The organism is Rhizobium sp. LARHSG275 (assembly GCF_052871115.1).
In genome coordinates, this window is record NZ_JBIXJN010000006.1 from 151,350 (window position 1) to 171,670 (window position 20,321).

General features: G+C 62.1%; 16 protein-coding genes and 1 pseudogene. 8 read left to right on the forward strand and 9 right to left on the reverse strand.

The features are described 5' to 3' along the window. Nucleotides 1-8 precede the first annotated feature (8 nt). Nucleotides 9-809 (reverse strand): BtpA/SgcQ family protein, encoded by an 801-nt coding sequence (locus tag ACIPSK_RS09505; RefSeq protein WP_162117518.1) that lies wholly within the window; start codon nt 807-809, stop codon nt 9-11. Between the two features lie 64 nt (nt 810-873). After that, nucleotides 874-1,725 (reverse strand): DeoR/GlpR family DNA-binding transcription regulator, encoded by an 852-nt coding sequence (locus ACIPSK_RS09510; RefSeq protein ID WP_162117519.1) that lies wholly within the window; start codon nt 1,723-1,725, stop codon nt 874-876. A gap of 164 nt (nt 1,726-1,889) precedes the next feature. On the opposite strand from ACIPSK_RS09510, the gene ACIPSK_RS09515 reads away from it, so the two are divergent. Then, nucleotides 1,890-2,675, forward strand: a complete 786-nt coding sequence (locus tag ACIPSK_RS09515) for an SDR family NAD(P)-dependent oxidoreductase (protein ID WP_162117520.1) — start codon at nt 1,890-1,892, stop codon at nt 2,673-2,675. Nucleotides 2,676-2,721: 46 nt separating this feature from the next. Continuing rightward, nucleotides 2,722-3,870 (forward strand): ABC transporter ATP-binding protein, encoded by a 1,149-nt coding sequence (locus tag ACIPSK_RS09520; RefSeq protein WP_162117521.1) that lies wholly within the window; start codon nt 2,722-2,724, stop codon nt 3,868-3,870. Between the two features lie 13 nt (nt 3,871-3,883). On the opposite strand, the gene ACIPSK_RS09525 is transcribed toward ACIPSK_RS09520, so the two are convergent. The 3 genes from ACIPSK_RS09525 to ACIPSK_RS09535 all read right to left on the reverse strand — a co-directional run bounded on the left by ACIPSK_RS09525 (nt 3,884) and on the right by ACIPSK_RS09535 (nt 7,079). After that, nucleotides 3,884-4,702: a carbohydrate ABC transporter permease gene (locus ACIPSK_RS09525; RefSeq protein ID WP_162117522.1), complete on the reverse strand. Its 819-nt coding sequence runs from the start codon at nt 4,700-4,702 to the stop codon at nt 3,884-3,886. After that, nucleotides 4,699-5,640: a carbohydrate ABC transporter permease gene (locus ACIPSK_RS09530; RefSeq protein ID WP_162117523.1), complete on the reverse strand. Its 942-nt coding sequence runs from the start codon at nt 5,638-5,640 to the stop codon at nt 4,699-4,701. The genes ACIPSK_RS09525 and ACIPSK_RS09530 overlap by 4 nt, the downstream gene beginning before the upstream one ends. Before the next feature lie 152 nt (nt 5,641-5,792). Continuing rightward, nucleotides 5,793-7,079, reverse strand: a complete 1,287-nt coding sequence (locus tag ACIPSK_RS09535; RefSeq protein WP_018483864.1) for an ABC transporter substrate-binding protein — start codon at nt 7,077-7,079, stop codon at nt 5,793-5,795. Nucleotides 7,080-7,297: 218 nt separating this feature from the next. Between ACIPSK_RS09535 and ACIPSK_RS09540 the strand changes: the two genes are divergently transcribed. From ACIPSK_RS09540 to ACIPSK_RS09565, 6 genes and pseudogenes are all read left to right on the forward strand, one after another. Next, entirely contained in the window at nt 7,298-8,749 is a 1,452-nt protein-coding gene (locus tag ACIPSK_RS09540; protein ID WP_162117524.1) for an FAD-dependent oxidoreductase, read from the forward strand. Beyond that, entirely contained in the window at nt 8,746-9,783 is a 1,038-nt protein-coding gene (locus ACIPSK_RS09545; RefSeq protein ID WP_162117525.1) for a questin oxidase family protein, read from the forward strand. The genes ACIPSK_RS09540 and ACIPSK_RS09545 overlap by 4 nt, the downstream gene beginning before the upstream one ends. Nucleotides 9,784-9,801: 18 nt before the next feature. Continuing rightward, a complete protein-coding gene (locus ACIPSK_RS09550; RefSeq protein ID WP_162117526.1) occupies nt 9,802-10,998 on the forward strand; it encodes an amidohydrolase in 1,197 nt (398 codons plus the stop codon). A gap of 37 nt (nt 10,999-11,035) precedes the next feature. Further along, on the forward strand, nt 11,036-12,385 hold the full coding sequence (locus tag ACIPSK_RS09555) for an 8-oxoguanine deaminase (RefSeq protein WP_162117527.1): 1,350 nt from the start codon (nt 11,036-11,038) through the stop codon (nt 12,383-12,385). A gap of 9 nt (nt 12,386-12,394) precedes the next feature. Next, complete coding sequence (locus ACIPSK_RS09560) at nt 12,395-13,627, forward strand: amidohydrolase family protein (RefSeq protein WP_162117528.1); 1,233 nt, start codon at nt 12,395-12,397, stop codon at nt 13,625-13,627. Next, nucleotides 13,617-13,781, forward strand: a pseudogene (locus tag ACIPSK_RS09565) (alpha/beta hydrolase); the annotation flags it as partial. The gene ACIPSK_RS09560 and the pseudogene ACIPSK_RS09565, both read left to right, overlap by 11 nt. A gap of 46 nt (nt 13,782-13,827) precedes the next feature. Here ACIPSK_RS09565 and fhuB read toward each other — a convergent pair. The 4 genes from fhuB to ACIPSK_RS09585 all read right to left on the reverse strand — a co-directional run bounded on the left by fhuB (nt 13,828) and on the right by ACIPSK_RS09585 (nt 20,315). Continuing rightward, a complete protein-coding gene (gene fhuB / locus ACIPSK_RS09570; RefSeq protein WP_162117529.1) occupies nt 13,828-15,798 on the reverse strand; it encodes a Fe(3+)-hydroxamate ABC transporter permease FhuB in 1,971 nt (656 codons plus the stop codon). Further along, complete coding sequence (locus tag ACIPSK_RS09575; RefSeq protein WP_162117530.1) at nt 15,798-16,676, reverse strand: iron-siderophore ABC transporter substrate-binding protein; 879 nt, start codon at nt 16,674-16,676, stop codon at nt 15,798-15,800. The genes fhuB and ACIPSK_RS09575 overlap by 1 nt, the downstream gene beginning before the upstream one ends. Nucleotides 16,677-16,689: 13 nt before the next feature. Then, nucleotides 16,690-17,484 carry an ABC transporter ATP-binding protein gene (locus tag ACIPSK_RS09580; protein WP_222280619.1) on the reverse strand — a complete coding sequence of 265 codons (795 nt, stop codon included), beginning with the start codon at nt 17,482-17,484 and terminating at the stop codon, nt 16,690-16,692. A gap of 509 nt (nt 17,485-17,993) precedes the next feature. Then, nucleotides 17,994-20,315 carry a xanthine dehydrogenase family protein molybdopterin-binding subunit gene (locus ACIPSK_RS09585; protein WP_162117535.1) on the reverse strand — a complete coding sequence of 774 codons (2,322 nt, stop codon included), beginning with the start codon at nt 20,313-20,315 and terminating at the stop codon, nt 17,994-17,996. Nucleotides 20,316-20,321 lie beyond the last annotated feature (6 nt).

Sequence of the window (20,321 nt, forward strand, 5' to 3'; positions counted from 1 at the left end):
CCTCTCGTTCAGCGCAACGCCTCGACGATCTCCATGAAGCGCTTGACCCGGTCGCCGTCGACCGGGTTCCAGGTATTGCCGTCCACCTTGAAATGCGTGCCGATGATGACGCCGCTGGCAACGCTCAATATGTCGCGCACATTGTCCTTGTTGACGCCGGTATTGGCAAAGACAGGGACATCCTTGACCGTCTCGCAAACGCGCCTGAGGTCCGATTGATCGACGGCCTGTCCGGTCAGTGGTCCCGACACCAGGATGGCATCGGCAAGCGATGAGAACACGGCACTCTTCGCCCTAAGTTCAATCGGTCGCTGGTCCAGCGAATGGGCAAATTCCGCGTTGATGTTGAAGAGCATCTTCATGTCGCCGCGGCCGAGGCTGTGTCGCAGCCGTGCCGCCTTGGCGCAATCCGGCTGCCAGATGCCCATGTCTGATGCAAAGACGCCGGTGAAGATCTCGCGAACGAAGCTCGCGCCCGTCACCGCACCGATCGCAACGCTTGCCGAGGGATCCCAGAGATAGTTGACGCCGAACGGCACGGTCAGTTGCGGTTTCACCCGCTCGACGATCGCGGTCATCGCCGCCAGCCCTTCCGGCGGCGCCTGGAAGACGTAAGGCCGGTCATTCTCGTTGCCGAACATGATGGCGTCGACACCGCCCGCCTGCAGCTTGTCGATGTCGGAAAGCACGTCGTCGACAAGCTTGTTCACACCGCCGGCGGCGTCATAGGCGGGCGAGCCGGGCAGGGCTCCGATATGCGCCATGGCGATGACCGCCTTCTTCTTGACGCCGAAAAAATCGAAGACCATGAGAGAACTCCTGATGCGGAATCGAGTGGACGGGCATCCGCTGGGGCGGATGCGGGAAGTCAAATCAAAGCAGCGGCTGCTCCTCGGGCGCAATGCGCACATCGACCCCAGCGGCGGCGAGCGCATCGGCAAGATCGGCCGGCGGCATGGCATTGGTGATCAGCATGTCGAATTGCTGCAGCGGCGCGATGTGCACCAGCGACATACGCTTGAACTTGGTGGAATCGCAAAGCACCACCTTCTGCGTGGCGCGGCGCAGATAGACCCGCTTCATGTCGGTGTCTTCGAAGGAATAGTCGTAAATTCCCTGGGCCGTGATCCCGGACACGCCGACGAAGGCGATGTCGAACCAGAGTTCCTCGAATTGCGAAACGGCGGACTGGCTGCTGATCGCCATTTCCTCGCCGCGCATGCGCCCGCCGGGCAGATAGACTTCGCCGAAGCCAGTGCCGAGCTGCATGGCATTGCGTACGCTGTTGGTGAAGATCTTCGTATGCGGCTGGTTGAGCAGCAGGCCGGACAGCAGATAGGTGGTGGTACCAACGTCGAGCGCCAGGGTTCGCGCGCCGGCAGCAACGCCTGCCGCCGCCATCGCGATCGTCCGCTTCGCGGCGGCGTTGCGCGTCAGCCGGGATTCGAAGGTTGGCTCCTCGCGGTCGACCGTTTCGCTGGCGATTGGCTCGAAGGCCTTGCCGCTGCGCACCGCGCCGCCATGGGTGCGCACCAGCCTGCCATCCCTTTCGAGTTCGATCAGGTCGCGGCGGACGGTCATTTCGGAAACGGCAAGCTGGGAGGCGACATCGCTGACGGAAACCGCGCCTTTGCGGGCCAGTGTCTCCAGGATGCGCGCATGCCGCACCTGGGCCAGAACCTTCGGTTTTTCCGCTGCGGCGACCATCTGCTGTTCCGCGTCCATGATACCGTTCTCATCCTCCCGCCGTCGCAACTCGTGGCTACGATTGTCTGATTGTTGCTCCCTATGTATCGAATGACTCGAACAAATTCAAACATAAATTTTTCTTGTTGTGTATGATTTTGTTGTTATATGATCGGAGATGTTTCCAGTCGATGAGGGCGAGCATGCAGTCTCCGAGCTTTCCAGAACTATCCGGCAAGCGTGCGATCGTCACCGGCGGGGCGACGGGGATAGGGCGTGCGATCGCGACCGCGCTCTCCCGCCAGTCGATCCAGGTGGCGATCTGCGACATCAACCTGGCGGCCGCCGAACAGACGGCGGCCGAGATTGGCAACGGCGCCACTGCCTATGCGATCGACGTTCGCAAGCGCGCCTCCGTCGAGGCGACCTTTTCCGAGGTGATCGAGAGGACAGGCGGTTACGAGATTCTCTGCGCCAATGCCGGTGTCTCCACGATGCAGCATGCGCTGGAACTGACCGACGAGGAGTGGGACTATAATTTCGACGTCAACATTCGCGGCATCTTCCTGACCAACCAGATTGCTGCTCGCCGTTTCACGAGCACCGGGACCGGCGTCATCGTCAACACCGCCTCGCTGGCCGCAAAGATCGGCGCCCCGTTGCTGGCTCATTATTCCGCCAGCAAGTTTGCCGTGCTCGGCTGGACGCAGGCGCTCGCCCGCGAGCTCGCGGCTTCAGGCATTCGCGTCAACGCCGTCTGCCCCGGTTTCGTCAAGACCGGCATGCAGGAACGCGAGATCGCCTGGGAAGCGAGCCTGCGCGGCGTCACGCCCGAACGCGTCATTGCGGATTATATCGCCCAGACGCCGCTCGGCCGGCTGGAAACGCCTGAAGATGTGGCCGATGTCGTCGTTTTCCTCTGCTCGAATTCGGCCCGCTTCATGACCGGGCAGGGCGTCAACGTCACCGGCGGCGTCTACACGACCTGACCCTTCCAGGTTCCACGGCAGGTCCCCCGTTCTGCAAGGAAAGAGCATGGCTGAAATCGTCTTCGACCAGATCAGCAAGAGCTACGGCGATGGCTATGCGGCGATCCGCAACCTGAACATGACAATCCGCGACGGCGAATTCCTGGTCCTCGTCGGTCCCTCCGGCTGCGGCAAATCGACGGCGCTGCGTATGATCGCCGGCCTCGAGGAGATCACCGACGGCCGCCTGACGATCAACGGCGCCGTCGTCAACGACCTTGCCCCGCGCGATCGTGATGTCGCCATGGTCTTCCAGTCCTACGCGCTCTATCCGCATCTGACCGTGGCCGAGAATATCGGCTTCGGCCTTCGCGTCCGCGGCCTCGACAAGGCCGACATCGCCCGCAAGGTGCAGGAGACGGCAAAGCTCCTGGAGCTCGAGGACTATCTCGCCCGCAAGCCCGCCCAACTCTCCGGCGGCCAGCGCCAGCGCGTCGCCATGGGCCGGGCGCTCGCCCGCAGCCCTCAGGCCTTCCTGATGGACGAGCCGCTTTCCAACCTCGATGCTCGCCTGCGCGGCCAGATGCGCGCCGAAATCGCCCGCATGCAGAAGATGTCGGGCATCACCACGGTCTATGTCACCCACGACCAGGTCGAAGCCATGACCATGGGCGATCGCGTCGCGGTTATGAAAAGCGGCGTCCTGCAGCAGCTCGGCACGCCGCGCAGCCTCTATGATCAGCCGGCCAATCTGTTCGTCGCGACCTTCATGGGCTCGCCGGCGATGAACCTGCTGGCGACCGATCTCTTCGCTACGGAGAACGGCCCCGAGGCCCGTTTCGGCCAGGCCTCCATCGTTTTTTCGGGCGAGGTGCTCGCCGAGCGGCCGCGCATCGCCTCCGCCGCCGGGCGTGCCGTTGTGCTCGGCATCCGACCGGAAGCATTCCAGCCGGTCGACGCAGGCGGTCTCACTGGAACCGTTGCCTTCGTCGAGGATCTCGGCGCCAACCTGCTCGTTCATGTCGATGTCGAGGCCGCCGACCGGCTGAAATCGCTTTCGGCCGAAGAGGACGACGTGGCGCTATCTGCCCCGCGCCTTCGTTTCATCATTGACGGCACCAACCGAGTGAAGATCGGCGAGCGCCTGTCGCTTGCCGCCGATCCCGCCCGGATCCACGTCTTCGATGCCGCCACCGAAGCAGCGATCCGCGCTTGAGCGTATCGTCTGTTTAGTGAATGCCTTTTGTCAAGCCCTGCACGAAATAACGATTGAGGAAGAGCACGATCAAGACGATCGGGATCGTCGAAAAATGCGCCAGCGCGCCGAGCGTGCCCCAGGTGATGTCCTTCGTGCCATAGGCCGAAAGCAGCGCCACCGAGATCGGCTTGGAATCGAGCCGGGTGAGAAACATCGGATAGAGGAAGTCGTTCCAGGAAAACATCAGGCAGAACAGCGTGGAGGCGACGACGCCTGAGCGCACCGCCGGCAGCGCCACGCGCCAGAAGGAGCCGAACAGCGTGCAGCCATCTGTCAGCGCCGCCTCCTCCAGTTCCTTCGGCAGGCTGCGGAAATAGGAAAACATCATCCACGTGACGAAGGCCGAGTTCAGCATCGCGTTGATGAGCACGACGGCGACCCAGCTGCCGAGCAGCCCGATATCGCGCATCATCAGATAGAAGGGGATCAGCGCCGCCACCGCCGGTACCATGCGGATTGCCATGAAGAAATAGGCAACCGCAATGGCATAGCGGCTGGTCGAGCGCGCTAGCGCATAGCCTGCCGGCACGCCGAGAAGCAGCGACAGGATCACCGAACCGCCGGCGATCAGCAGGCTTGACGATACGAGGCTCCAGACGTCGAACAGGCGGAAGACCGTCGCGAACTGCTCGAGGGTCGGTGTAAAAGTCAGTTTTGGCGGGATCGAGAAGATGTCGCGCGACGGCTTGTAGGCGGTCGATGCCAGCCACAGGAAGGGCAGCAGGAAAAAGGTGAGCATGACAAGGATGAAGGCGCGCTCGCCAATGCGGCTGAGGGTGCGTGTGCTCATCGCCCGTTCGCCTTTCTGTCCGCCTTGCGGATCAACAGGATGAAGCCTGCCGCGATTACGGCGATGCAAATCAGTGTCAGGTTGGAGATCGCCGAGGCGCGGCCGATGTTGAAGAATTCCAGCCCCTGCTTCACCGCATGCAGCATCAGCGTGTTGGTCGCGTTGCCCGGCCCGCCGCCCGTCGTCACATAAACGCTGTCGAAGATGCGGAAGGCATCGATGGTGCGCAGCGTCAGCGCCAGCAGGATCGAAGGCAGCATCAGCGGAATGACGATGATTCTCAGTCGCTGCAGCGCCGTTGCCCCATCCACTTCCGATGCCTCGAGAATATCGCCCGGCAGCGCTTTCAGGCCAGCAAGCAGGATCAGCGCCACCAACGGCGTCCATTCCCATATGTCGACGAAGATAAGGGTCGCCAGCGCCGAACTCGGATTGGCAAAAAGCCCACGCGGATCGGAAAGCCCGAACTCGGCGAGATAATAGCCGACAAGCCCGTAATCGGAGAGCAGCAGCGCCCGGAAGATCAGTCCGACCACCAGCGGCGTGATCGTCACCGGTATCAGGATCAGCGCCAGGCAGATCCGATTGAAGCGGTCATCGCGCCAGAGCGCCAGCGCAATGGCAAAGCCGAGCAGCAGTTCGACAGTCACGGCACCGACCGTGAAGATGACGGTATTGACGAAGGCCCCGCGTGTCACCGGGTCGGAGAGGAGGTCGATATAGTTGCCGAGGCCGACGAAATGCGTCCGCGCCGGCTTGAGCAGATTATATTCGTAGAGGCTGAACCAGATGCCCTGCGCCAGCGGCCAGACGCCGATGACGAGCACGTAGATGAAGGCCGGCAGCGTCATCAGGATGAAGAACAGCCGCCTGCGCTCCAGATAGGAAACGCTCAAGGCCGGGGAGGGCTTCAGCGCGGAAGTGAGGGATAGGGTCACGTCATGTCCATCAGGTTCCTGGTTCAATGCGCGCTACCGGGATCGAGCCCGGGCTCACCCGATCATGAAGCCTGAGGCGCATCGGATCAATGGTCTCGAAACGGCAGGGCCGCGACATAGGCCGCGGCCCCGGGGAGGAAACCGTTTTGTTCTCAGAAGAGCTTTGCAGCGGCTTCCTGAGCGGCGTCGAGCGCCTTCTTGGGATCGGCATTGCCGACGAGCACGTCGTTGACGGCGGTGCCGAGCAGGTCCTGAATCTCTGGATATTGCGGGATGCGCGGACGATATTCGCCGTCACCATGCTCGAAGGTTTCGGCGATGACAGGCAGGAAGGGGAACTTCTTCAGCAGATCGGGATCGGTCATCTCGCTCTTGCGCAGGAAGCTGCCGGCGCCCATCATGTTGAATTCCTTGTGCACCGGCGGACTGACCAGCCACTTGATGAAGGCCCAGGCGGCTTCCTTCTGCGTGTCCTTGATGCCGGCGTTGATCGCCATGCCCCAGCCGCCGATCCCATAGACCTTCGGCAGACCGGCGCCGCGGGGCGCCGTCGTGATCGCCACCTTGTCGACGATCTTGGAAATCGACGGATCATAATAGCCGGGCGCGCCGACCGACCATGTCTGCATGGTCGCGGCAATGCCCTGGCGGAAGCTTTCCTCGCGTCCGCCCCAGTCATAATTAACGGCGCCGGGAGGTGCCGCTTTCATGAAGAGGTCCTTATAGACGATCAGGCTCTTGATATTGGCTTCGGAATTCAGCGCCGGCTTGCCGTCGGAGCCGAGGATCGAACCGCCCATCTCGGTATTGTACTGCATCCAATCCTGTGCGACCGCTGGGCCCTTCTGGCCGTTGGCGACGAAGCCGTAGATCTTCTTGCTGGGGTCGGTCAGCTTGTAGGCGGCCTCGACCATTTCCTCCATCGTCGTCGGCGCCTTCAGGCCGGCGGCATCGAAGAGATCCTTGCGATAGGCAAGCACGTTGGCATAACCGGCAAAGGGAAAGGCGACCTGCTTGTCTCCCCAGTGGCCAAGCGCGTTGAGAAGCGTCGGATAGATGTCGTCGAGCTTCAGTTCGGCGGCGTCGCGCTTCATCCACTCGGTGAGATCGACGGTGTATTTGTTTTCTGCATATTGGCCCGCCCAGACGATATCCATCGTCACCAGGTCGTAGCCGCCGGTGCCGCCGACGAAATCGGTCGTGGTCTTGGTCAACAGCGAGCCGTAGTCGAGAATGTCGACCTTGACGTTGGCCCCCGTCTCCTCGGTGAATTTGGGGGCGATGGCAGCCAGAACGGCGGCGAACTGGTCGTTCTGCGAGGCAAGCGTGAGCGTGATGCCTTCATATTTCTTGTCGGCGCCGATGGCGGAGCCCACAAATGCGACCGAGACGAGGCCCGCGATCGCCAATTTCCGTGTGAGACTGTTGAGCGATTTCATTTTTGCTCCCCTTTTTTGATTGGCTTGAGGCACTATACATCAAACAAAATCGCACTCAAGCGCACTTGACAAAAAAGCACAAACATTAAAAATCACAAATTAGAACATATTCGCGCATAAATGTCCATATTTTGTGCGCGTTGCATAAAAAATAGCAGGGAGTTGATCATTACCTGCGCGTCTATACTGTCCTGTCCAACGCGGCGAGCTGCACCTTCATGAAGACCACGCCCGATGAGCGCCTGAGAGAGCTGGAATGCCGCGCCCATGATGAAATGGCGCGCATTGAGGCGCTCTGTGCCGGCTGGCCGACGCTGGGCGATGAAGACTGCGACGAGCTGCATTCCGTTGTGATCTGCGGCGCTGGCCTCTCCGGCCTGTCGATCGCCTTCGCCCTGAAGCGGCGCGGTATCAGGTCAGTTCACGTAATCGATCAGAGCGAGGAGGGCCGCGAAGGCCCCTGGATTACCTGCGCCCGCATGCAGACCCTGCGTTCGCCGAAATATCTCTCTGGCCCGGATCTCGGCATCCCGAGCCTGACGCTGCGTTCCTGGTACGAGGCGCTGAATGGCGCCGACGCCTGGGAAGCGCTCGACAAGATCGGCCGCCAGGACTGGATGGCCTATCTCATCTGGTTTCGAAGAACCGTCGGCATCGACGTCGAAAACGACACGACGCTTTCCTCGATCAATCAGGGGGAGGGCGGACTCGCTCTCACGTTGTCAAAGGGTGACGGCACCAGCCGCACGGTCACCTGCCGCCGGCTGGTGATGGCGACCGGCATCGACGGCTGCGGCGGCCCGCGCATACCCGCAATGGTCAAGGCGCTGCCGAAATCCGCCTGGACGCATAGCAATGAGCCGATACCGATCGATTTCCTCAAGGGCAGGGATGTCGCCATTCTTGGCGGCGGCACGTCGAGCTTCGACTGGGCGGTGGCGGCGCTGGAAACCGGCGCCCGAGAGGTGACGATGTTTGCGCGGAGCACCGATCTGCCGCGCACCGAGGTTCTTGCCTGGACAAATTTCCCCGGCTTTCTCGGCCATTTCGCCGACCTGCCGGATCTGGAGCGCTGGCGGTTCGCCCACCTCTACTTCAATTTCAAGGTGCCACCGACCCAGGAACAATATGACCGGGCCCGTAGCGACCCTGGTTTCACCATGCAACTCGGTTGTGGTGTCCGTGAACTCTCGATGGACGGCGGCAAGGTCAAGCTGACGACCGCAAACGGTATTTATCATGCCGATCATCTCCTGCTCGGCACCGGTTACGAGATTAATTTTGCGCTCAGGCCCGAGCTTGCCGGCCTCGCCGACACCGCAGCGTTTTGGAAGGATTGTTTCCAACCGCCGCACGGGGAGGAGAACGCCCTGCTTGGCGGCCATCCCTATCTCGGTCCTGGTTTCGAACTCACGCCCAGGCATGCCGAAGCCGGCTGGGTCTCGCGCATCCATATGTTCAATACCGGCGCGCTGGCGAGCCTCGGCCCGATCAGCAACGGCGTCACCGGTCTCAAATACGGTGTGCCGCGCCTCGTCAGCGCCTTGGTGAAAGCGCTGTTCATCGAGGACTCCAACCGGTATCTTGAAGCGTTGGCCGCCTATGACGAACCGCATTTCGATCCCGGCATAGACGAGGACGTCACGACATCAAGGGAGGTTCTGGCATGAGACAGGCTGCTGCCGTTCAATTTTCGGGATTGGAGACCATCCTTTTGCGGGCCCGCAAGGATAGCGTCGAATTTCCCTATCTGCTGGCCAACCACGTTCCGATGGTGCTGATCGCGCTCGATCGCCTCGGCGCCTCGCCCGAACGGCTGGAACAATGGTACGAACAATATCGCGAGAGCCATGCACTCCCGCCCGTGCCGCCGCCGATTGCCCCGATTATCAGGGCGCGATGGGCCGAGGCGCTTGGCGATCGTACGCGCGAGGCGGATTATCGCGCCTTCTTCATCGCCGAAACCCGCCGGCTCGGCATCGATGCCGTCATCCGCACCTATTTGCCCGCCATGGTGAACGGCCTTGCCGGCAGCGCCACGCATCCGCTGATGCGCCTTGCCTATGGTGTGCTCAAGAAAGACGACCAAGAGGTTGGCACTGCGCTCGGCTATTGGGCGGCCTGCTATCTGCCGCTGCCGCCAGCCACCGGTGCCGCGCCCGATACGGATGATCCGGGGAGCGTGCTTGCCGATGTCGGCACTATCGAAGGCATCCGCGATTATGAGCCGGAAACCGATCTGCTCTGGCATAATATCCGCGCCGTCGCCGCCCTTCCGGGCTTCCGCCCCGTTATCGACCGCCTTGCCTTCAATGCCGATACGCCGCGCCGTATGGCCGCGACCTCGCTTGCCCTCTTTGCCGGAACCATGGATTTCACCGCACTCCATTCCGTCACCGGCATGCACTGGCTGCGCCTCGTCTCTCCGCACCTCGAAAATCCCGAGCCTTTCTACCGCGCCTTCTGGCAGGTGATCGCCTCGCTGGTGCCGAAGATCGGTTTTCCAGCGCTCCCCACCGCCGAGGCGCTGGAAGAAATGCGCAGACGACGGGCGCCCGCCTGGGCGGAGATCAAACGCGCCGCGGTATCCTCGGACGACGAACACGATGTCAGCCTGGTCTTTTCTGCCCTGCAAGAGGAAGAGGTGTGGAAGGATCCGCTCTATCGCGTCGTTGCGGCGCGCCGGGTCGGGCTGATTGCATAACGGATGATGGAAGAATTAATGACGCCGAGCCTCGTAGTCGAAAACGCCAGGACAGAAGCCGGCGAGATCGTCTCGCTTATTCTGAACAATGACCGGATCGCCGCGATCGGCCCGAACGCGGCCGCCGGCATCGACCCCGCAGTGCCGCGTTTCGATGCTGCCGGCGGCCTGCTCTGCCTTCCCTTCGTCGACGGCCATATTCATCTCGACAAGACGCTGATTGGCTTGCCATTCATCTCGCATATTCCGGGCGATACGGTCGCCAAGCGCATCGAGGCGGAGAAAACCCTGCGGCGCACGCTGGCGCTGCCGGTCGAAGCCCGCGGTGGTGCTCTGCTGGATAGGCTCGCTGCCTATGGCACGCTCTCCGTTCGCAGTCACGTCGACATCGATACCGAAATTGGCCTGAAAGGCCTCGAGGCCGTCCTCTCGCTGAAGCAGAGCCATGGTCATCTCGTCGATATCCAGACGGTTGCCTTCCCGCAATCCGGGGTGCTGCGCGATCCTGGCACGGCCGGGCTGCTCGATGCGGCGATCGCCGCCGGCGCCGATCTCGTCGGTGGCCTCGATCCCGCCGGGATCGACAACGATGTGACCGGCCATCTCGATGCGATCTTTTACGTCGCCGGCAAATACGGTGTCGGGCTCGATATCCATCTGCATGACGGCGGTGCACTCGGCGCCTTCGAACTTCGCCAGATCGCCGATCGCACGGCAGCACTCGGCCTTAGAGGCAAGGTGGTCGTCAGCCACGCTTTCTGCCTCGGCGAGTTGGACGATGCCGAATTCGGCCGCACTGCCGCCGCACTCGCCAGATCGGGCGTGGCGATCATGACCAGCGCGCCAGGAGCCGTGCCGATGCCACCAGTCAAGCGGCTTGCCGCCGCCGGTGTCCGGATCTTCTGCGCCAATGACAATATCCGCGACGCCTGGTCGCCGTTCGGCAATGGCGACATGCTGGAGCGTGTCGGCATCCTCTGCGATCGCCAGGATTTCCGTTCGGATGAGGATCTGGCGGCGGCCTTCCGCCTGGCGACGCAGGCGCCGGCCGAAATCCTCGGCCGTCCCGTCGGCCCGCTCCAGGCCGGCTCACCTGCTGATTTTGTTATTTTGCCCGCAGCGTCGCTGGCAGAAGCCGTCGCTGCCCGTCCCCTCGATCGCACTGTCTTTCGCGGCGGCACTATTATCGCCCGCGGGGGCCGGCTCGTCGTCTGATTTTTCTATCAATGTATGGCGCATGGGAGCACCGCAGATGAAGAGCCGACTTTGGATCCAATCGCCGCTCGCCATCATGGCAGAAGGCGCCGAAGGAGGTATCGTCATCGAGAATGGCCGCATCGTCGAGCTGGTCGCAGCTGGACGGCAGCCTTCGACCCCCGTCGATGCACACTTTGACGCCGGCCGCCATGTCGTCATCCCCGGTCTCATCAACACCCATCACCATATGTTCCAGACGCTGACGCGCGCCCATCCAGCCGCGATCAACAAGTCGCTCTGGCCGTGGATCCGCGCGCTCTATCCGATCTGGGCACGACACATGACGCCCGAAGCCTTCCGTCTTGCCGTCCGTCTTGCGCTGACCGAGCTCCTCCTCTCCGGCTGCACCACCACCTCCGACCACCACTATCTCTATGCCGCCGGCCTCGAAGACGCGATGGATGTCGAAGCCGAGGAGGCGGCTCGCCTTGGCATGCGCATCACGCTGACGCGGGGCAGTCTCAATATCAAGGACCAGCAAGGCGTGATTTCGCCGGCCAATGTCGTGCAGGACGACGATGTGATCCTCGCCGACAGCGAGCGTGTACTCAGGCGTTATCACGACCGCTCCGAAGGGGCAATGACGCAGGTGGCGCTTGCGCCCTGCGCGCCCTTCGACGTCACGCTGGAGCTGATGCGCGAAACAGCGGCACTGGCGGAACGCTACGATTGCCGTCTTCACACCCATCTGGTCGAGACCAGGGCGGAAGCAGAATTCTGCCGCAGGAAATTCGCCTGCACGCCGGTAGAATATCTCGACCGCTGCAACTGGCTGAGTGCCCGCACTTGGCTCGCCCACGGCATTCATTTCGACGATGCCGAGATCGTCGAACTCGGCCGGCACGGCGTCGGCATCTGCCATTGCCCGACCTCCAACATGGTGCTTGCATCAGGCATGTGCCGCACCTGCGAGCTGGAAGCCGCGGGAGTGCCAGTCGGCCTTGGCGTCGACGGCTCGGCTTCCAACGACAATTCCAACCTGATGGAAAGCGTGCGTCATGCCCTGATGCTGAACCGCCTGACCTATGGCGCCGAAGCCGTTACCCATCTCGACGCGCTGCGTTGGGGAACCGCTGGCTCGGCAAGGCTGCTCGGTCGCGACGACATCGGGATCATCGCGCCGGGCCGCCAGGCGGACCTGGCCTTCTATAAGCTCGACGAATTGCGTTTCTCCGGTGCCGGTGATCCGCTGGCAGCCCTGGTGCTCTGCGGCGCCACCACGGCTGATCGCGTCATGATCGCAGGCGAATGGCGCGTCACCGACGGCATGCCGGAGGGTGTCGATATCGAGGCGCTGATTGCCGATCACAACCGCGTCGCCCGCAATTTTCTTCTGTCGGTCTGAGGAGGCCACATGGCGATCGATTTCGTCGTCCGCAATGTCCGTATGGCGGGCTTGACCGAACCGACCGACATCGCCTTCGACGCAGGCCGCGTCGCGGCAATCGCACCTGGTTTCGTCTGCGACGCGCCGCACCATGATGCCGGAGGGAAATTCGCCTGCGCCGGCCTGATCGAGACCCACATTCACCTCGACAAGGCCGGCATTATCAGCCGCTGCAATCTCTGCACCGGGACACTCGCGGAGGCCGTCAGCGAGACCTCGAGGGCCAAGACGGCCTTCACCGAGGAAGATGTCTATGCCCGCGCTGCCGCGGTCATCGAAAAGGCGGTCGTCCACGGCACCACTCAGCTGCGCACCTTCGTTGAGATCGACCCGCGCGCCGGCTTCCGCTCCTTTGAGGCGATCAGAAAATTGAAGGCCGACTATACCAGCCTCATCGACATCGAAATCTGCGCATTCGCGCAGGAAGGTCTGACGAACGATCCCGGCACGGAGGAGATGCTCGAACAGGCGATGAAAATGGGTGCCGATCTGGTGGGGGGCTGCCCCTACACCGATCCGGAGCCGGCCGAACACATCCGCCGCATCTTCGCACTTGCCATGCGCCACGACGTCGCCGTCGATTTCCACCTCGATTTCGACCTCGACCCCGCAGGCTCGAATCTCCCTGTCGTCATCGCCGAGACCGTCGCGCGCCGGTACCAAGGGCGCGTCTCGGTCGGCCATGTCACCAAGCTCTCTGCTTTGCCGCCGGAAGAACTGGAGCCGATCGGCCGCCGTCTCGCCGAGGCCGGCATCGCATTGACCGTCCTGCCGGCCACCGATCTCTTCCTGACCGGCCGTGATTCGACCCATCTCGTGCCGCGCGGCGTGACACCCGCTCACCGGTTGGCAGGGCTCGGCGTCGTCGCGACCATCTCCACCAACAATGTCCTGAATCCGTTCACGCCCTTCGGCGACGTCAACCTGATGCGCATGGCCAATCTCTACGCCAACATCGCCCAGATCGGCACTCCCGATGGCCTCGACGGCGTCTTCGCCATGATCACGACACAAGCTGCCACCCTCCTGGGAAGAAAGGCTTACGGCATTGCGATCGGCGGCGCGGCAGATATCGTCCTCTTCGACGCTCCTTCGGCTGCCGATGCCGTCGCGACAATCGCGCCGGCGAGCGCCGGGTGGAAAAATGGTCGCCGGAGCTTCCTTCGCCCGCGGCCGCAGCTTTTCCTGGACCCAGGCTAGGCACCGCATACGCTTCGCGCTAGGCGGACCGGTCTCCGCCAGCATTTTCGGGCCGCACGCCGTCATGTCCGACGAGCCCTATGATCCGCTCCGTCGGTCTTGGGACCTGGGACCTCCGCCGGTCAAATCCTATCCGCCGTTCGAACCTGCCGGCATAACGCCAAGATGAGATCGTTGATGGTGTTGCGCGGGCAACTCCCTTAGCTGACGCCGCGCTTCCGCATCATCAACATCAAGAACGGCGCTCCGATGAGTGCGGAAACAAGACCGGCCGGGATCTGGTAGGGTGATACGATCGTGCGGCCGACGAAGTCAGCCGCGACCATAAGTCCCCCTCCGATCAGAGCGGCGCCAACCATTTGCGGCAGCGCGCGCGCCAATCCCGCCTCCCGCGCAAGGTGAGGTCCCATGAGGCCGATGAATGACAGTGGGCCAACCGTGAGCGTCGCGGCGGCCGTCAACAATCCTGCGAGGCCAAAAAGCGCAAATCGCGATTTCGCCAAGGGTATGCCGACCGCCGCCGAAGGCGACGGCCCAAGCGGAAGTATGTCAAGCCAGCGGCGAACGGCGAGCGAGACGGCAACCAGCACGGCGCCGAGCGCCACCTCCATTGCGGCAGTCGGCCCCTCGATCAGATAGGTGGACCCGCTCATCCACCGCATCAGCAGAGCTGCTCTCGGATCTCCCGTCGAACTCAACACGCCGACGACGGCATCGACCATCGCGCTTAAGGCAATGCCCGCCAGCAAGACACGTTCAGGCGCGAAGGCGGATCGCCGGGAGCTGACGAAGATGACAAAAAGAACGCTGATCGCACCGGCCACTGCAAATGCAAATTGTCCCGAAAACCCTGGAGCGACGGCAAAGAGGGCAATTGCAACACCGAAGGTGGCGCCGGCACTGATTCCCAGAACTTCGGGACTTGCCATTTCGTTTCCGGTCAGCCGCTGAAGGATCGAGCCCGCAACCGCAAGCATCGCGCCCGATGCCAGGGCGGCGAGGATTTTAGGTATCCTGATCGCAAGAACATCGACCGAAAATTCGCCTGATGTAAAAGCCCAGCCGCCATTGACGTCGCGTCCGAGGAAAGCGCTGACCATCAACAGGACGAGCAGGCCGGCGGCCGCGACGATGACGGGTGCGCTTCCATCCCATCGACGTGGCCGTCTGAACGCCGGCGATTGCTGTAGCCTATGACGGATTTTGAGCCGCGGCAGGAGCGCGAGAAGCAGCGGCGACCCGAAGATGGCTGTTACTGCCCCCGTCGGCAAGAAATCACCAAGTCCGCCGGCGACGAGTTGCAGGATAGAGTCGGCGAAGAGCAGCAGTCCGGCGCCAATCAGTGGAGACCAGAGGATGAGCTGCGCGGGGCGCCGTCCTCCGGACAATCGTGCAATCGTCGGCGCGACCAGCCCAATGAAACCAATCACCCCAACGGCGCTCGTGACAAATGCAGCAAGCGCGACGGCAAGGGCAACGACAACGAAACGCAGCCGGACCAATCGGACGCCGAGTGCCGTGGAACTGCTCTCGCCGAGATCGAGCAGCGAAAGCGGCCTCATCACGAAAGCGCAGCCGATGGCGATGACAGCCAACTTCCAAAGAAGCGACAGGGGAATGACCCAGCTTTGCTGTGCCAGCGAGCCGGCGCCCCAGATGAACAGGCTCGAGAGGTAGCGTTGGTTCAAATAGGTCAGGATGGCAGCGAGGCCGCCGCACCAAAGACTGAGAACCAGCCCCGACAGAACAAGCGAATAAGGCGAAAAACCGCGGCGCGCGCCCAGGCTGACGACAATCACAGCAGCGGTCGCACTGCCGATCAGAGCGACAAGATCACGGCCCGCGCCAAGCAAGTCGGGGAGAAACAGCGATGTTACCACCAGCGCCAGGTTTGCTCCGGCCGACACGCCGAGGGTGGTAGGATCGGCGAGCGGGTTTCGCAAAACTTGCTGAAACAGCGCCCCGGACAAGGCAAGCGCGGCTCCGGCAATCAGCGCCGTCGCAAGGCGGGGAAGCGTCGAATAGGTGAACACCATTCGCGTGACATCGTAATCCGGTCGAGCCATTTCCGACAGCGCAGGAGCGGCAAGAAACCACGACGCCACGCCTCCACCGCACATCAGGAGAAGGAAGACAATTGCTGGCCCGATATTGTCGCGGCGGGAAACCATCAAGCTTCCTTTTCCAGAAGATCTGTCAAAAGGCCTGCGAAACGCATGGCCTCGTTCACCATCCCAAACATCAGGGCTGGCGGCAGAATCGACAGATGGCCTGGACGCGCAAATGCAAGCCTGTTCCACAGCGGGCTCTGAGCGAGTTTCGGAAGAACGTCCGGAGGAACGGGGTCAAAGGCGATCAGACGTGCGTCCGGATCGGTGATCTTGGAGAGATCTTCAATCCCGATCGTTTCAAAGCCCCAGTAATTCGACTCTCTGGTCCAGGCGTTCCGGACGCCGATGCGCTCGAGCACGTTGTGGAACAGTCCGGGAGTCGAGTAGATGCGGGCATGGCGGGCATCCATGAAATTCACCAGCGCAACCGGCGGCAGGTTCTTGCCCACCAGGCGACTGCGGCATTGCTCGAAGAAGATGTCGGCTCGCGCGAGGAACTGCTCTGCTTCATTCTCACGGCCAAGCTCAACGGCCAATTTGCGCGTCGCCGCGATGGCAGCGGTAAGAATAGGTCCGATGCCCGGCGTAAAGATTTCCAGCCGAACGACTTTCGCCACCGACTGAAGCTTGGGCAACAGCTCATCCAGGTAAGGTGTGGTCAAGATAATGTCGGGCTTGAGCGTGACGAGAATTTCAAAATTGACCTCGAACGAACTGCCGATATCGACGACGGATTTTGGCATCGGCGGCTCGACAACCCATTTGTCCCAATCGGCGAGGTCCGAAATCCCGACTGGCGGCAATCCGAGCGATAAAAGAGTCGACGCAAGGCCGTAGTCGAGGCTGACGATCCTTGGGCCCATCGACTGTGCAAACAGCGGAGCTGGAATGAGCGAGGCCGCCGCGAACTGCAAAAAGGAGCGCCGCGAAACCCCCATTGATCGGCCGGCCTCAGCAAACATAGGCGAGCGGATAGGGCAGGTTGGGCGCGGAGATCACATTCATGTCGATCCCATAGATCTCTTGCAAGGTGTTCGGCGCAAGGATCGCGCTCGGCGTTCCGCTGGCAACCACGCGACCGCGTTTCAATGCATGGATCCGATCGCAGAAGCGAGCGGCCATGTTGATGTCGTGGAGAACGATGACGACACTCCTTCCACCCTCATGCGCCAAGCGTCGGACAAGTGAGAGCACCTCGACCTGATGAGCAACGTCGAGTGCCGCAGTCGGTTCGTCGAGCAACAGGCAGCGAGCATCCTGGGCGATCAGCATCGCAATCCAGGCACGTTGCCGCTCGCCGCCCGATAGTGTTCCCATGATACGGTCGGCGAACGTCTCTATATGCGTGGCTCGAAGGGCTTCTTCGACTTTCGCTTCATCGTTCTTGGTGAAGCGGCCGAGTGCTCCGTGCCACGGATAACGACCGCATCCCACAAGCTCGCGGACCGTCATTTCCGATCCAGTCGTGACATCCTGGGGCAGATATGCGACCGAACGCGCAAAGGCGCGTTCGCTATACATCCTCAGATCCTGGTTCCCGTAAGAGATCGACCCAGTGCTCGGGGCAAGCTGGCGCGCCAGCATTTTGAGAAGACTGGATTTGCCGGAGCCGTTGTGGCCGACCAGTGCGACAACTTCTCCTGCCGGAAATTTAAGACTGACGTCGCAGAGAATTTCGTTCCGCTCTATCAAAAGGCCTATGTTTTCGGCGACAAAAGTTTCAGCCGTTCGAGGCAGATCTTGCATCGGGAGTATGGCCACGTGACATCCTTTAACCGGGTGATAGCTCGGTACTAAAGATGAGAGCAGCGATCAACTATTTTCGTTAGCCCTCCACTTAGGTCATCGTCATCTCGGCGGCCCCGGCTTTCAGCCAGCAGCGGGCTTCTGTGCCTCCTGCGTTATAGCGGCTGAGGAAACGAAGAAAGTTTTGAATCCTCTCACGCGTGTATCTGCACGAAAATTTTTTTGATATTATCGTTATTTATCAGTCGTTTTGCTGGATTTCGCACGACGAGCCAGTCGAAGATTAAGCAATCATAGATTGCGTAAAATGGCATAAGCTGAATTATGGAACTGTTGGAGCGAAATGAGCCCTGACCCTGGTTTTGTACCGTGCCGGCCGCGCCTTGATCTGGACAAAGCGCTGGCTGGCTGCGCCGCCAACGCGGCGATCACTTCGACGATTGGCACAACCACATGAGGTCACGGCAATTCGCGACCAGCACGGTGATGGCGAGATCGATTTTCCGGCATCAAATGGAAGTCAACGGCAAGGCAGGCAGCACTTTGTCCAAGGTGATGGGAAATTCGCGTACCCGAACCCCGGTCGCATTGTAGACGGCGTTGGCTACGGCAGCGCCCGCACCGCAGACGCCGAGCTCGCCGAGGCCCTTTGCGCCGAGCGGGTTGGCCTTGTCGTCATGTTCTTTGAGGAACACGACCTCCATCGCTGTAACGTCGCCATTGACCGGGACGTGATACTCGGCAAGGTCGTGATTGACGAAGAGGCCGAAGCGCGGATCGAGCACGGTCTCTTCCATAAGCGCCGCGCCGATGCCCCAGGTCATGCCGCCGAGGATTTGCGAGCGCGCGGTCTTGGCGTTGAGGATGCGGCCTGCGGCCATTACAGCCAGCATGCGGCGCATACGGATCTCGCCGGTATCGCAATCGACTTCAACCTCGGCGAAATGGGCTCCATAGGAATGCTGGGAGTAGGCCTTGTATGACTCGGTGGTAGCGCCCCCGGCCACGGAGCCTTCGGCCTCGAACCCGTCGGGAGCGATCTTGCGGATGAGATCGACCAGGCTTGCCGACCTTTGGCCGACCGTGACCTCGCCGTCGGCAAATCTCGTCTCGGTGGCATTCTCACTGTGTAAGGGCGAAGCTTCGCTCGTCCGCGCCTCCTCCAGGATCCGCTGCTTGAGGGCGTCGCACGCGTTGTGCAGCGCTGACCCCGCGCTTGCCGCACCCCAGGAGCCGCCGGAGCCGGCGGTGCGCGGGAAGCGGCTGTCGCCGAGTTTCACCTTGACCGACGCGATCGGCAGGCCGAGGTTCTCCGCGGCAATCTGGGTCAGGATCGTATAGGTGCCTGTGCCGATGTCGGTCATGTCGAGGCGAGCCGTCACCTGGCTGTCGCGGTCGATTGCGACCCGCGCCGTCGCCGCGCCGATGTAGTTCGGACGGATCGCAGCCGCCATGCCGTAGCCAATGAGCTTGCGGTCCTCCAGAACACGGCCCGGTGTCGGGTTTCTGCGCTGCCAGCCGAAGCGACGCGCGCCTTCCTCCATGCAGGCGACGAGGTTGCGGGTGGAGAAGGGTACGCCGCGTTCGGGATCCTGCGCCGGTTCATTGCGGATCCTGAGTTCAATCGGATCGAGGCCGAGCCGCTCGGCGAGCTCATCCATGGCGCATTCGAAAGCCAGCATGCCGGGTGCTTCACCGGGCGAGCGCATCCACTCACCACGGTTGATATCCAGCGGAACCAGCCGGTGGCGAGTGATACGGTTCGGCGCCGCATAGAGCGAGCGGGTAAAGGCTGCCGTTTGCTCGCAGTACTCCTCGAAGCTGGATGTCGCGGACCATACGTCGTGTGCGATCCCGGCGAGACGGCCATCATTGTCCGCGCCAAGACGCACCTGCTGGATCATCTCCGCGCGGTGCCCGGCATTGGCGAACATCTGTTGTCGTGTAAGCGCGATCTTCACCGGGCGCTGCAGGGCCAGCGCCGCGAGCGCGGCCAGTATCGTGTCAGAATGGGCGATCAACTTACTGCCGAAGCCGCCGCCGATGAAGGGGCTGACGATGCGCACGCGCTCCGGCGCGATGCCGAGCGTGCTGGCGACGCCCGACCGGAAGTTCGCCAGGGTCTGCGCCGACGTGTAGATCGTCAACTCGTTGCCCGACCATGCGGCGAGCGTCGCATGAGGCTCCATTGGATTGTGATGTTCGAACGGCGTTCGGTAGGTTGCGTCGATCTTGACCGGAGCCGCCGCAAAAGCGCTATCAAAGTCGCCTATCACGCTGTCGGTCTGCAGGCCGGCATTGGTCCGTTTTGGTCTATAGGCGTCGGCGATGCGTGTCCGGAAATCGTATCGACCCAGAGCCCCGTCATAGCGCACTTCGATGAGGCCCGCCGCGGCACGTGCCGCCTCGAACGTCTCTGCTACGACCAGCGCGATTGGCTCGTCATAGTACCGCACCCGGTCGCTGTTGAGGGCTGGCCGGGCGCGAGTGAAGACTTCCGGCACGGTCGGCGTGACGGCCGCGCCGAAATCCGGCTGGGCCGGCGCGTTGCGGTGCGTCATGACGTGGAGCACGCCCGGCGCCCGCTCGGCTTCGGCCGTGTCGATCTCGGCGATGCGGCCATTGGCAATGGCGGCGCCGAGAATATAGCCATAGGCCAGGCCGTCCAACCTATGCTCATAGGCGTAGGTGGCCCGCCCCGTCACCTTGAGCGGGCCGTAGACACGGTCGATTGGCCGGCCGATGAAGCCGGCATCGGGGCGAGGCATCACCCTCGAATGGGTGGCGGAGCCGGTCGAATCGGCGGGCAGTCCGGGTTTGGTCTCGTTCATAACTGA